The organism is Bradyrhizobium sp. 141, from assembly GCF_023074055.1.
Lineage (GTDB): Bacteria > Pseudomonadota > Alphaproteobacteria > Rhizobiales > Xanthobacteraceae > Bradyrhizobium.
Map to the genome: position 1 here is coordinate 1 of NZ_JADPKR010000002.1, position 13,711 is coordinate 13,711.

Sequence of the window (13,711 nt, forward strand, 5' to 3'; positions counted from 1 at the left end):
CGTCGGGCTGGGGCGGGATGCTCCCGCCTCACCCAGCCGGGAGCATCCCGCCCCAGCCCGACGATCCCCGGCCAGACACCCTCAAGCCGGTTGGAAAGTCCCGCTAGGTCGGACCAAGCCTCCCCCAGCCAGACTGGGGAGGCCGCTTAACGCCGGCCGTTCAGGAAACTTTTTCCATGACAGGCGCCGTACTTGAGCCACAATCCCGCGGCGTTCTGATAAGAGACAAGCTTGAATCGCGGGGGATGCCAGAGGGGGCTGCCGGCGGTTTTCATGGGGTCAGAGGAAGGCGATCTTGCAGATGACGCAGCCTTCCCCGGACATTCGAGAGACATCGAGAGAGCTTTACCCGTCCAGCTGTTCGTAATTTCGGCCGGCCCCATCCGAGGGGCCTTCTGAGCGCGGACGCCTGTGCGGCTTGCCTTTTCCGGCGATCCCCCTTCAAGAGGGCGACCAGGACAAGGTTCGAAGCGGGCTTCTTGGGTCGTTGATTGGGGGACTTGAGTGAACCACAGGACGTCACGCGGCGCTTACGGGCGTGAGACCGGGATCATCGATCTCGGCCACGAGCCGCCGCTGTCCGTCGATGGTTCTGAAGCCGCCGTGATCGACCGCCGCCGCGTCTCGGTGCAATGGTTTAGCGGGACAATCTTGACCGGACTCTGCGGCGCAGCCCTGATCGGCGGCGCCGTTTTCGCATCTCTCGACGGCGAGATGACCTTCGCCAAGGTGCCGGAGCGGGTCGAGGGCGCACTGCGCGGCGCATTCGGCGCCGCCGATCGCGCCGCCACGCTGCACAAGAGCGACCGCCTGCCGCCGCCGAACGAATCCACGGCGTCCCGCAACATCGTGCGCGTTTCCACGGTCGCCCGCGTCGGCAACCGCGACGTGATGCGGGTGCGTCCCTTCGTGCGGATCGCCGGCAATCTGTCGATGACGACGAGCGATCTGTCGGCGAAGATTCCGCCGTTCAACGCCCAGCGCCTGCTCACCGATGTCGGCTCCGATCCGAAGACGGCAGCGGAAGACCCGAACAATCCGGAAGCCGTCGAGCCCGACGCGGAAGTCTCTTTCGTCACCAAGGACCTGTCGCCGGTGCTGCCGAAGGCCAAGATTTCCGCAGTGGTGGCGCTCGACGACATCCTGATGCGGGTGCGCGACGCCGCCAATTGGCGCGGCAATGGCGGGGTGCGCTACGCCTCGCTTGCCAATGCCGCCGCCGACATCTCCGGCGCGACCTCCGACATCAGAACCGCCTACGCCGCCGAAGCCTCGCCGTCCGATCCCTATGCCGGCTTCGAGACGCGCGTGGTGCCGGAGAACGTCACGCTGCTGCCCAAGACCAAGGAGCAGATCACCGGCGGCAATCCCAACGGCGAACGCGTCCATCTGGTCAAGAAGGGCGACAGCGTCGCCGGCGTGCTGCGCGATCTCGGCGCGAACGCCGACGAGATCAAGGCGATCACCGCGACGCTCGGCCCCCGCGGCCGCGACGGCGGCCTCAAGGAAGGCGAGAAGCTCCGCATCCTGATGGCGCCTGCGAGCCCCGGCGCCCGCCTCCAGCCCTACCGTGTCGTCGTCGCCAACGAGACCATGGTCGAAGCGATCGCGGCGCTGTCCGATCTCGGCAAATACGTCGCAGTCGACGTCTCCAGCATGAACACCGTCGCGGACGCTGCGGCCAACGCCAACAGCGACGATGATGACGACGATGACGGCTCCGGCGTGCGGCTGTACCAGAGCATCTACGAGACCGCGATGCGCAACAAGGTGCCGATGCCGGTCATCGAGGACATGATCAAAATCTACTCCTACGACGTCGATTTCCAGCGCAAGGTGCAGCCGGGCGATTCCTTCGACGTGTTCTACGCCGGCGAAGACGAGGGCCTGACCTCGAGCGAAAAGAACGACGTGCTGTTCGCCTCCCTCACAGTTGGCGGCGAGACCAAGAAATACTACCGCTACCAGAGCCCCGACGACGGCGTCGTCGACTACTATGACGAGACCGGCAAGAGCGCGAAGAAGTTCCTGGTCAGGAAGCCGGTCAACAACGCCATCATGCGCTCCGGCTTCGGCGGCCGCCGCCACCCGATCCTCGGCTATGTGAAGATGCACACCGGCGTCGACTGGGCCACCGCCTACGGCACGCCGATCTTCGCCTCCGGCAACGGCCTGATCGAGAAGGCCGGCCCCGAGGGCGGCTACGGCAAATACATCCGCATCAAGCATTCCAACGGCTACGAGACCGCGTACGGTCACATGTCGGCCTTTGCCAAGGGCATGGAGGCGGGCAAGAAGGTGCGTCAGGGCCAGGTGATCGGATTCGTCGGTTCGACGGGCCAGTCGACCGGCCCCCATGTCCACTACGAGATCCTGGTCAACGGCCGCTTCGTCGACCCGATGCGTGTGAAGCTGCCGCGCGGCCGTTCGCTCGAAGGCCCGATGCTCGCAGGCTTCGAGAAGGAGCGCGACCGGCTCGAGGGCATGATGAGCGGCCGCGGCGGCGCCATCGCCCGCATGTCGGATGCGACCGGCGGCCCGCTGCAGGTCACCAACCGGTAGTAGAAACCGGCAATCGGCCTGATATCTCCAGACAAGATCCGAATTTTGACGTATCGAGCGAGGTCGCTTTGCTGCGTCGCTCACAACGTCAAGTTTCGTTTGCCAAAGCGGCGTGAGGGGCGAATACTTTCCCAAAAACGGGAGATCTCGCCATGAACGACAGGCTCGCCTGCGCAGCCTTCGTCGCTGCGCTTTTCGTCACCACGAGCGCATCGGCCGACAGCTGGGAGGTCACAAAGCTCGTCCCGGGCTCGGCGTTCCATGGCGTGCACGGGCTCGCAATCGACAAGGCCGGCCATCTGTTCGCCGGCAGCGTCGCCGGCGCGGCGCTCTACGAGGTGGACATATCAGGCGGTACCGCCAAAGTTGCAATCCCCGCCCCGATCGGAATGGCCGACGACATCGCGTTCGCGCCTGATGGCACCATGGCCTGGACGGGATTTTTGGCCGGCGATCTCTATGCGCGCAAGGGCGAGGGCCCGATCAAGAAGCTCGCCAGCGGCCTTCCCGGCATCAACTCGCTCGCCTTCCGCAAGGACGGCAGGCTCTACGCCACCACCGTTTTCCTCGGCGACACGCTCTATGAAATCGACGTCGAGGGCGTCAAACCACCGCGCCAGATCATGGAGAAGATGGGCGGCCTCAACGGCTTCGAGTTCGGTCCCGACGACAAGCTCTACGGTCCGCTCTGGTTCAAGGGCCAGGTCGCCAAAGTCGACGTCGACAAGGCCGAGCTGACCGTCGTCGCCGACGGCTTCAAGGTCCCGGCCGCGGTCAACTTTGATTCCAAGGGCAATCTCTGGGTCGTCGACACCGCGCTTGGCCAGTTGGTCCGGGTCGACCCCAAATCGGGCGCCAAGACCATGGTCGCGCAGCTGAAGCCGTCGCTGGACAATCTCGCGATCGACGAAAAGGACCGCATCTACGTCTCCAACATGGCCGACAACGGCATTCAGGAGGTCGATCCCGCGACCGGCCAGGCGAAGCAGGTCATCATCGGCAAGCTCGCGCTGCCCGGCGGCATCGGTGTCACCTCGGAGAACGGCAAGGATACCATCCACGTCGCCGACGTATTCGCCTATCGCACAGTGGACGGCGCCACCGGCGAGGTCACCGAGAAGGCGCGCATGTACGCCGCCGGCACCACGCTCGAATATCCGATGAGCGCGACGGCGAGGGGCAACGATGTGGTGCTGTCGAGTTGGTTCACCGGCACCGTGCAGATGATCGACGGCAAGACCGGCAAAACGCGCGACATGCTGCACGGCTTCAAGGCGCCGCACGACGCGATCGTGCTCGCGGACGGCACCATTTTGGTGGCCGAGCTCGGCACCAAGTCACTGGTCAAGGTAAGCGGCGAGCACGGCAAGGATCGCACCACGCTGATTGGCGACCTCGAGGGCCCGGTCGGGCTCGTCGGCGGGAAGGCTGACGAGGTCTACGTCACCGAAGCCTTTGCAGGAATCGTCTCCAGGATCGATAGCAACGGCGAGAAGACCGTGCTCGCCAAGGAGCTGAAAATGCCCGAGGGCATGGCGCGCGGGAGCGACGGCAAGCTGATCGTGGCCGAGGTCGGCGCCAAGCGGCTGATCGAGATCGAACCGGAGAGCGGCAAGATCACCGAGATCGCGGCCAATCTCCCGATCGGTCTGGTGGGTGCGCCCGGCGGACTGCCGACGCATATTCCGACCGGCGTGGCGGTCGGGGCGACGGGGGTTATCTACGTGACCTCGGACGTGGAGAACGCGATTTACAAGGTCACGAAGAAGTAAGTCCCGGCACTTTCCAGTTGGTCGCCGGACTTGGCGAGCCCACGCGCGGAAAGATGCCAACAAGCGACGGCCCGACCATCGTCCAGATCACGATCAGAATAGCAAGTCGCCACCTTCCGCGCCTGCTATGCAACCGCGTACTTACCATCGGCAGCCAGTGTCACTTCAATCGTATCATTGCCGGCCTCAATCGCGGCCTTCGCCGCGGTCTTGGCGGCGGCCGCCGATGCTGCATCAGGTACCGGTCCGTTAGCATCAAATTCCGTAGCGCCAGTATAAGTACCGTTGTTATTCAGAGTTAGAGAAATTTTCATGGCTTCTTCGTTGATGTTGAACTCTACGAAGCTAATCGCGCTTTGCCTGCTCGTTATGACCTCGGACATCACTCCCTCCAATATCGCTACTTCGCCGCTCACTAGAGTTTAAGACAGAGCATTACCTGACGCCGAACCGATCCGAGGCCGGAGCTCGTGAGAATGCTTCGCACATCTGTGAACCCTTTCGGCAAACAGGCGTTCGCGGCCTTGAGATTGGTCCGATTGACTGGTGAATTGCCGCCGCCTGGCCTTAGAAATGCGTCCAGAATTCTTGTCGATGAGTCCGGGCTATAAACTCCGCTGATTACAACTTCTTTCTGCAAGGCGGCTTCATCGGCCGCCTCTCCCGATTTTCCGACAGCTTCAATCAATCCCGCGGTGAGCGTGCCGGCCCGATAATAGTCTTCGAGATCATGTAGAGCTGCCGAGAGCGGATAGGCCGTCGATGGTGCGTCGCGTAAGGGGATAATGCGCTTGGCAATCTCGTCCCGCTTGGCTCGCATGTGTCCTTGAGCAATCTGGATCGTCTTCGCGATGACAACCTCGCTGTCGTAGAATCCACGAGCCGCGCTCACCCCGGAAGCGGCGCCTGCCAGAATTTGCGCGGAACGAAGAGGCGTCGTGAGCGAACTCGCGATCGTGAGGCTTTGCGCGACCACCGACGTGCCAAAGCCGAACTTCTGCCGCTCATTCGTCAATGCCGTTTCATATTCGGAATACTCAAGATCGATGATGTACATCCGTCGCGCAATAACTTCATTGCGATAGAATACCCGATCGCCTTCGGCCGTCGGACTCTTCGAATCCACAGAATAATAACGTTCGACCATTCCCTGGATGCGGTGCTTGCCATCGGCGCCTGTATCACCGTCCAACCACGCGCGCGCGAGGGATACTTCCTCTGCCGGGCTGTACAGCCTATCGGGCCCGCTATCCCAGGTCTTGCATCCCGACAAAACAACGCCGGTCAGCATCAAGACGCTGAACGCTACACGTCGACGCAACTGCCCCACGCCACGCATCGCACGCCCCCTCAACTCCCCGTTAAAGATTGTGGCGACGATGTGTCAGGTTGTTCAAGAAGATTCGCACAGCCGGAGCGTTAAAGCGTCTTACGTGTTTCATTTGCACAACACTCTTTTTGCGTGCAGTGCGTCAAAATTGTAGATGCCATGCATACGCCGGTAAGGCTGCACCGCGATGATTGACACGATCCGGACAGCCCCCGGCTTCGCATCGGCAATCACTGAGCGAACCAGCCGCAAAACAAATCGCCCCGGAGAGGCTGACCTCTCCGGGGCGGCTTATCGTTTCAGCCTTCGAAGCCCGCCTTCAGTTCAGCTTGCGCTTCGCCACCGGCGCCTCGAACTGCGCAATCTCGGCGGTCTGCGGCGCCTTGCCGTTGAAGGTCAGCACGTTGCCTTCGGACGAGATCGCGACCGTACCGCCGTCCCTGACATCGCCGGCCAGGATCATCTCGGCGAGCGGATCCTGGAGATGGCGCTGGATCACGCGCTTAAGCGGCCTTGCGCCATAGGCGGGATCCCAGCCCTTGGCTGCGAGCCAGTCGCGACCGGCGGCATCCAGCGTCAGCACGATCTTGCGGTCGGTCAGGAGCTTCTGCAGCCGCGCGAACTGGATCTCGACGATCCGGCCCATCTCGCTCCGCTGCAAGCGGTGGAACAGGATGATCTCGTCGACGCGGTTCAGGAATTCGGGGCGGAAATGCCCGCGCACCATTCCCATCACCTGCTCGCGCACGGCCGAGGTGTCCTCGCCCTCCGGCTGGTTCACCAGGAACTCCGAACCGAGATTCGAGGTCATGATGATCAGCGTGTTGCGGAAGTCGACGGTCCGGCCCTGGCCGTCGGTCAGGCGTCCGTCGTCAAGCACCTGCAGCAGGACGTTGAAGACGTCGGGATGCGCCTTCTCGATCTCGTCGAACAGCACCACCTGATAAGGCCGGCGCCGCACCGCTTCGGTGAGCGCACCACCCTCGTCATAGCCGACATAGCCCGGAGGGGCGCCGATCAGCCGCGAGACCGAGTGCTTCTCCATGTATTCGGACATGTCGAGGCGGACCATCGCGGTCTCGTCGTTGAACAGGTACTCCGCGAGCGCCTTGGTCAGCTCGGTCTTGCCGACGCCGGTGGGGCCCAAGAACATGAACGAGCCGGTGGGGCGGTTCGGGTCCTGCAGGCCTGCGCGCGAGCGACGCACGGCGGTTGCGACCGCACGCACGGCCTCGGCCTGGCCGACGACGCGGGTGCCGAGCTGCTCCTCCATCTTCAGGAGCTTCTCCTTCTCGCCCTCCAGCATCTTGTCGACGGGCACACCGGTCCAGCGCGAGACCACCTGCGCGATGTGGTTGGCGGTGACCGCCTCCTCCATCATCTCGCCGGAGCCTTCGCGCGCCTCGATATCCGCAAGCTGCTTCTCGAGCTCGGGGATCCGGCCATAGGCCAGCTCGCCGGCCTTCTGGAATTCGCCGCGCCGCTGCGCATTGGCAAGCTCGACACGCAAGCCGTCGAGCTCGGACTTCAGCTTCTGGGCATCGGAGAGCTTGTTCTTCTCCGCGCTCCAGCGCGCCGTCAGCGCAGCGGACTTTTCTTCGAGCTCGGCGAGGTCCTTCTCCAGGGTCTGGAGCCGGGTCTTGGAGCCTGGATCGCTTTCCTTCTTCAGGGCCTCCTGCTCGATCTTGAGCCGGATGATCTCGCGGTCGAGCGAATCCAGCTCTTCCGGCTTGGAATCGACCTGCATCTTCAGCCGCGCGGCGGCCTCGTCCATCAGGTCGATCGCCTTGTCGGGCAGGAAGCGGTCGGTGATGTAGCGGTTGGACAGCGTCGTCGCGGCCACAAGCGCGGAATCGGTGATCCGCACGCCGTGGTGCTGCTCGTACTTGTCCTTCAGGCCGCGCAGGATCGAGATGGTGTCCTCGACCGAGGGCTCGCTGACGAAGATCGGCTGGAAGCGCCGGGCCAGCGCGGCATCCTTCTCGACGTGCTTCTGATATTCGTCGAGCGTGGTCGCGCCGATGCAGTGCAGCTCGCCGCGGGCGAGCGCCGGCTTGAGCAGGTTGGAGGCGTCCATCGCGCCGTCGCCCTTCCCGGCGCCGATCAGCGTATGCATCTCGTCGATGAACAGGATGAAGGTGCCCTCGCTCCCGGTCACTTCCTGAAGCACGGCCTTCAACCGCTCCTCGAACTCACCGCGATACTTGGCGCCGGCGATCAGCGCGCCGAGGTCCAGCGACAGCAGCTTCTTGTCCTTCAGGCTCTCCGGCACGTCGCCGTTGACGATGCGCAGCGCAAGGCCTTCGGCGATGGCGGTCTTGCCGACGCCGGGCTCGCCGATCAGGACGGGGTTGTTCTTGGTTCGGCGCGAGAGCACCTGGATGGTACGGCGGATCTCCTCGTCGCGGCCGATGACCGGATCAAGCTTGCCGTCGCGCGCAGCCTGGGTGAGGTCGCGGGCATATTTCTTCAGCGCGTCATAGGCGTTCTCGGCGGTCGCGCTGTCAGCCGTGCGGCCCTTGCGCAGCGCCTCGATCGCCGCGTTGAGGTTTTGCGGGGTGACGCCGCCCTTGCTCAGGATCGTACCCGCCTCGCTGCTCTTCTCCAGCGTGAGGCCGAGCAGCAGCCGCTCGACGGTGACGAAGCTGTCGCCGGCCTTCTCACCGGCCTTTTCGGCCGCGTCGAAGGTGCGGGCGAGCTCGGGCGCCAGATAGATCTGCCCGGCACCGCCGCCGGAGACCTTCGGCACCTTGTTCAGGGCGTCCTCGGTCGCCTTCAGAATTGCACGGGAATTGCCGCCGGCGCGGTCGATCAGGCCGGAAGCGAGGCCCTCATTGTCGTCCAGCAGGACCTTCAGCACGTGCAGGGTGGAAAACTGCTGGTGCCCCTCGCGCATCGCGAGCGACTGCGCAGACTGGACGAAGCCCCTGGAGCGTTCGGTATATTTGTCGATATTCATCTTTTCTGTCCCTCGGCCTGCCCTCGGGGCCCCTAAGGCACCCCAAACGGCATCTTCATTGGGTTTCCAATTACCGCATTGACGTTTCTCAACCGGTAACGGTCGCATTTTGCCGACGTTGCCGCCGGCCTGACGCAGATGTGGGAAGCAGGTTGCGGATGCGAAAGAGGCGCGTTCACAATTTCGTGCGCTCGTGGGCAGGCTTGGCTCAGGCCGGCCGAATCCCTTAAGTAGCGGCATGACCCCTAGCGCAAAGTCAGCCAGCCACATTGCCGAGATCACCGGCCTCTACCGCTACCCGATCAAGGGCCTGACGCCGGAACGCCTGTCGCGCGCCCCTTTGCGGGTCGGTCAGACCCTGCCCGCGGACCGCCGCTACGCCATCGAGAACGGCCCGAGCGGGTTCGACCCTGATGCGCCGGAATGGAAGCCGAAAATCCAGTTTCTGATGCTGGCGCGCAATGAGCGGCTGGCGGAGCTCGACAGCCGGTTCGACGACGCCACCAATCTGTTGACCATCCGCAGGGACGGCCAAATCGTCGCCAGCGGCGATCTGGAGACCGCAGCCGGGCGCGCCGCCATCGAGCGCTACTTCATGGAGAATTTTCAGCCGGAGCTGAAGGGTCCGCCCAAGGTCCTGTCAGGGCGCGACCACAGCTTCTCCGACGTCGCCCGCAAGGTCGTCTCCATCATCAATCTTGGCAGTGTCCGCGCCATCGAGGCCATGCTGGGCGGCACTGCCGTGCATCCGCTGCGCTTCCGCGCCAATCTCTACGTGAAGGGCTGGCCGGCCTGGTCGGAGCTCGATCTCGTCGGCCAGACGCTTGCAATCGGGCAGGCCCGGCTGAAGGTGGTCAAGCGCATCGTCCGCTGCCCCGCCACCAATGTCGATCCCGAGACCGGCAAGCGCGATCTCGAGATACCGCCGACGCTCTCGCGTACTCTCGGCCACATGGACTGCGGCATCTATGCCGAGGTGATCGCCGATGGCGACGTCGGCGTCGGCGATGCGGTTGCGGTGGAAGAGCCGAAGCTGCTGTGAGCCTGCGCCGTTGCCGTAGGGTGGGCAAAGGCGCCCTTGCGCCGTGCCCACCACTTCTCTGAGCTGGCAGAAGGCGTGGGCACGCTTCGCTTTGCCCACCCTACGAGACCGTCGCTACGGCACCGTCGCTGTCGTTACCTCAATTCGGCATCACATACGCATAGATCTTCCCGCGCGAGACCGGCGCCTCGCGGACGCGGTTGCCGTTGTTGCCGGAGATCATGATCGGATTGCCCTGCGCGTCGATGCCGGTGATGACGCCGACATGACCACCGCGGCCGCCGCGCGACATCACCGCGATGGCGCCGACCTGCGGACCGGAAACTCGCGTGCCGTAACGCGCGAACGAGCTCGCCATGTCGGATCCCGTGCCCTGATGGCCGGTGTGCTGCAGCACCATGTTCATGAAGCGCGCGCACCACAGGCTGCCGCGCCCGGTCGGATTGCTGCCGACATAGCGGCGCGCCTCCGAGACGAGGCCCGATCCACCGCCAAAGCCGCCGCTATTCATGCCGTTACTCGCCATGCCGCCGTTCGCGCTCGTGGCCATTCCATCGCTACCGCGCATGGCCATTCGACGGCTACCGCTCGTGGCCAATCGACCGCTGCCTCTAATGATCGTTTCACCATTGCCGCTCATGGCAACGCCGGGGCTATTGGCGTTCGGGTCATAGCTGGCAAAGGTGTTGCCGAATCCGCCCGCCTGCAACTGCGCCGCGCTGCGCTCGAAGCGCGAGCTGCGTGCATGGTGGCGGTAATGATGATGCCTGGCGTGGTGCACGTAAGCGTGCCGCTCTGCGCTATGACGATGATGCGGCCGCGCTGAGGCCGGAGAGACGAACGCGGCAACCGCCGCGAAGAAGATCACCAGCGCGACAACACAACGCGACAGGCGAGACGCAAACAACTCAAACATTCTTCATCCTCGTTGACACCCCACTTCCCGATCGGCCCGTGCGGTGGCCGACATCTGCTTTGCGTATCAGAATCCTGATGTGGCGAGATCAAGACGCGTTCTGGAAGATTTTGCGCGCAGGTTAACGGGTGTTAGAACTCACATGCGTGAACTGCAGAACGGCATTCCAATGCCGCAACACACTCAGGAAGAAAACCCGATGCCTTACGCCGTCACGGAGGACAAGTGCCGTCTTTACTTCGAAGAAGCGGGCAGCGGCACGCCGATCATCTTCCTGCACGAATTCGCGGCCGACTACACCAATTGGGAGCCGCAGATGCGCTACTTCTCGCGCGGCCACCGCTGCATCACCTATTCCGCGCGCGGCTACACGCCGTCGGACGTGCCTGATGGCGAGGTCTACGGCTACAAGCACTTCTACACCGACGCGCTCGCGGTGCTCGATCATCTCGAGATCGAGCGCGCACATCTCGTCGGTCTCTCGATGGGCGCCTATTCCTCGCTCCAGATCGGATTGAACGCGCCGGGGCGCGCGCTTTCGATGACGCTCGCCGGCGTCGGCTCCGGTTCGGAGCTCGAGAACCTCGACGCCTGGCGCAAGCAATGCCGCGCCAATGCCGAGCAGTTCGAGACGCTGGGCTCCGCGGAGGTCGCGAAAGTCACACGCGAGGCGCCGAGCCGGATTCCCTTTCTGGTGAAGGATCCGCGCGGGCACGCCGATTTCTACGCCGCCCTGGCACGGCATGACGCCAAGGGTTCGGCGCGCACGATGCGCGGCTTTCAGGGCGGCCGCCCCTCGATCTACACAATGACCGATGCGATCCGGTCCGTCGCAACGCCGGCGCTGATCATCTGCGGCGACGAGGACGATCCGTGCGTTGGGCCCAGCCTGTTCCTGAAAGAGCATCTGCCCGCGGCGGGTCTGGCGATGTTTCCGAAGTCGGGCCACGTGCTCAATCTGGAAGAGCCCGCGCTGTTCAACGAAAGCGTGGAGCGGTTCGTGACGCTGGTGGAAGCGGGAAGATGGCCAATGCGCGATCCGCGATCGCTGGCTGCGCATTAGCTGTCATTCCGGGATGCGCCGAAGGCGTAGGCCCGGAATCCATCGGGCCGCAATTGCTGTGGCACGATGGATTCTCAGATGCGCAATTGCGCATCATAGCTCGATGCTTCGCATCGCCCCGGAATGACCGAAAGAGACTATTTCCCGCCGCCCCTGCTCAGCAAAAACACGCCCTGCTCGCCGAACATATTCCACACCCACCACGGCAGGTTCAGCGGCACCGGGCGGCCGTAGAGATCGAGCGCGACCGAGCGCTCCATCTTGACGTTGATCTCGTCGCAGAGCTGCACGAAATCCTTGATGGTGCAGAAATGGATGTTGGCGGTGTCGTACCAGGTCGCCGGCAAATTCTCGGTGCGGGGCATGTGGCCGCCGATCAGAAGCTGGAGCCGCATCTTCCAGAAGCCGAAATTCGGGAACGAGACGATGGCGCGGCGGCCGATGCGCAGCAGATTCTCCAGCACCACTCGCGGCTGCCGCGTCGCCTGCAGCGTCTGCGACAGGATCACGTAGTCGAAGGCGTCATCCGGATAGTTGACGAGGTCGGTGTCGGCATCGCCCTGCACCACCGCAAGACCCTTGGCCACGCAGCGGTTGACGCCCTCACGCGACAGCTCGATGCCGCGGCCGTCGATGCCGCGGGTCTCCAGAAGCTGAAGCAGATCGCCCTCGCCGCAGCCGACGTCGAGCACCTTCGAGCCCGGCTTGACCATCTCGGCGACCAGCCGATAATCGGCGCGAAAATCACCGGACTGCCCGGTCGCAACGCCGCCCAGCGGCAAGACTTCCTGCACCGACATGCTAGCTACCCTTCAGTCCGCGCGCCTTGCCTGCCGATTGCAGGAAGGCGCGGGAGATGTCGAAGAATTCGGGAACGTCGAGCAGGAAGGCGTCATGCCCGCGATCGGTCTCGATCTCGGCGAACGACACCCGCGCGCTCGAGGCGTTCAGCGCGTGCACCAGCGCGCGCGATTCCGAGGTCGGAAACAGCCAATCGCTGGTGAATGAGACCACGCAAAAGCGGGTCTTGATATCGGCGAACGCCTTCGCCAGCACGCCGCCATGGTCGGCGGCGATGTCGAAATAGTCCATCGCGCGCGTCAGATAGAGATAGGAGTTGGCGTCGAAGCGCTCGACGAAGGAGGAGCCCTGGTAGCGCAGATAGCTCTCGACCTGGAAATCAGCATCGAACGAGAATGTCGGCAGCTCGCGGTCCTGCATGCGCCGGCCGAACTTGCGATGCAGCGCGGCATCCGAGAGATAGGTGATGTGCGCCGCCATCCGCGCGACCGCGAGCCCGCGATGGGGATGGATGCCTTGATCGGCATAGCCGCCACCATGCCAATCGGGATCGGCCATCACGGCTTGGCGGCCGAGCTCATGGAAGGCGATGTTCTGTGCCGAGTGCCGCGTCGAGCAGGCAATTGCGAGCGCGGAGAACACGCGGGCAGGATAGGCCGCGGTCCATTGCAGCACCTGCATGCCGCCCATCGAGCCGCCGACGACCGCGAACAGCGCGTCGATGCCGAGCCGGTCGATCAGCATGGCCTGCGCGCGCACCATGTCGGGGATGGTGATGACAGGGAAATCCAGGCCCCAGACCTTGCCGGTGGAAGGATTGATCGATGCCGGCCCGGTCGAGCCCATGCAGCCGCCGATCACGTTGGAGCAGATGATGAAGTAGTGCTTGGGATCAATCGGACGGCCTGGACCGACCAGCGTCTCCCACCAGCCGGGCTTGCCGGTGACGGGATGCACATTGGCGACATGCTGATCGCCGGTCAGCGCATGGCAGATCAGAACGGCGTTGGAGCGATCGGCGTTGAGCTCGCCATAGGTCTGGTAGGCGATCTGGAACGGGGTGAGATCGACGCCGCAATCGAGTCGCAGCGGCTGCTCGGTGCCGAAATGCGCGACCTGCGAGCTCGGATGATCCACCTCGTGCGACCGCTCGTCGGCGCTGATCGCGGGACTCGGTATCGACTTGACGCCACCCATCTGACCATCGACCTCGTTTGCGATCAGACTTGAGACCGCAGTGACATCAGGCCATGAAAAACCCGGCCT

The 13,711-nt window shown here is 63.8% G+C and carries 10 protein-coding genes; 4 read left to right on the forward strand and 6 right to left on the reverse strand.

The annotated features are described in order from the left end of the window. Positions 1-504: 504 nt before the first annotated feature. Both IVA81_RS00015 and IVA81_RS00020 read left to right on the forward strand, forming a co-directional pair. Positions 505-2,562 (forward strand): M23 family metallopeptidase, encoded by a 2,058-nt coding sequence (locus IVA81_RS00015; protein WP_247310414.1) that lies wholly within the window; start codon positions 505-507, stop codon positions 2,560-2,562. 152 nt (positions 2,563-2,714) lie between these two features. Continuing rightward, positions 2,715-4,334: a hypothetical protein gene (locus IVA81_RS00020; protein ID WP_247310417.1), complete on the forward strand. Its 1,620-nt coding sequence runs from the start codon at positions 2,715-2,717 to the stop codon at positions 4,332-4,334. Positions 4,335-4,459: 125 nt separating this feature from the next. Here the strand turns inward: IVA81_RS00020 and IVA81_RS00025 are convergent, their stop codons facing one another. The 3 genes from IVA81_RS00025 to clpB form a co-directional block, all read right to left on the reverse strand. Then, positions 4,460-4,717 (reverse strand): hypothetical protein, encoded by a 258-nt coding sequence (locus IVA81_RS00025; protein WP_247310420.1) that lies wholly within the window; start codon positions 4,715-4,717, stop codon positions 4,460-4,462. A 32-nt stretch (positions 4,718-4,749) separates the two neighbouring features. Next, complete coding sequence (locus IVA81_RS00030; RefSeq protein WP_247310423.1) at positions 4,750-5,673, reverse strand: hypothetical protein; 924 nt, start codon at positions 5,671-5,673, stop codon at positions 4,750-4,752. 310 nt (positions 5,674-5,983) lie between these two features. Next, a complete protein-coding gene (gene clpB / locus IVA81_RS00035; protein WP_247310426.1) occupies positions 5,984-8,623 on the reverse strand; it encodes an ATP-dependent chaperone ClpB in 2,640 nt (879 codons plus the stop codon). Positions 8,624-8,861: 238 nt separating this feature from the next. Here clpB and IVA81_RS00040 point away from each other — a divergent pair, with 238 nt between their 5' ends. After that, on the forward strand, positions 8,862-9,665 hold the full coding sequence (locus IVA81_RS00040; protein ID WP_247310429.1) for an MOSC domain-containing protein: 804 nt from the start codon (positions 8,862-8,864) through the stop codon (positions 9,663-9,665). 139 nt (positions 9,666-9,804) lie between these two features. Here the strand turns inward: IVA81_RS00040 and IVA81_RS00045 are convergent, their stop codons facing one another. Next, positions 9,805-10,581, reverse strand: coding sequence for a TIGR02594 family protein (locus IVA81_RS00045; protein ID WP_247310431.1), 777 nt, complete (start codon positions 10,579-10,581; stop codon positions 9,805-9,807). A 199-nt stretch (positions 10,582-10,780) separates the two neighbouring features. Between IVA81_RS00045 and IVA81_RS00050 the strand changes: the two genes are divergently transcribed. Next, positions 10,781-11,644 (forward strand): alpha/beta hydrolase, encoded by an 864-nt coding sequence (locus tag IVA81_RS00050; protein ID WP_247311157.1) that lies wholly within the window; start codon positions 10,781-10,783, stop codon positions 11,642-11,644. Between the two features lie 137 nt (positions 11,645-11,781). On the opposite strand, the gene metW is transcribed toward IVA81_RS00050, so the two are convergent. Next, complete coding sequence (gene metW / locus IVA81_RS00055; protein WP_247310433.1) at positions 11,782-12,444, reverse strand: methionine biosynthesis protein MetW; 663 nt, start codon at positions 12,442-12,444, stop codon at positions 11,782-11,784. A gap of 1 nt (position 12,445) precedes the next feature. Further along, complete coding sequence (locus IVA81_RS00060; protein WP_247310436.1) at positions 12,446-13,642, reverse strand: homoserine O-acetyltransferase; 1,197 nt, start codon at positions 13,640-13,642, stop codon at positions 12,446-12,448. Positions 13,643-13,711 lie beyond the last annotated feature (69 nt).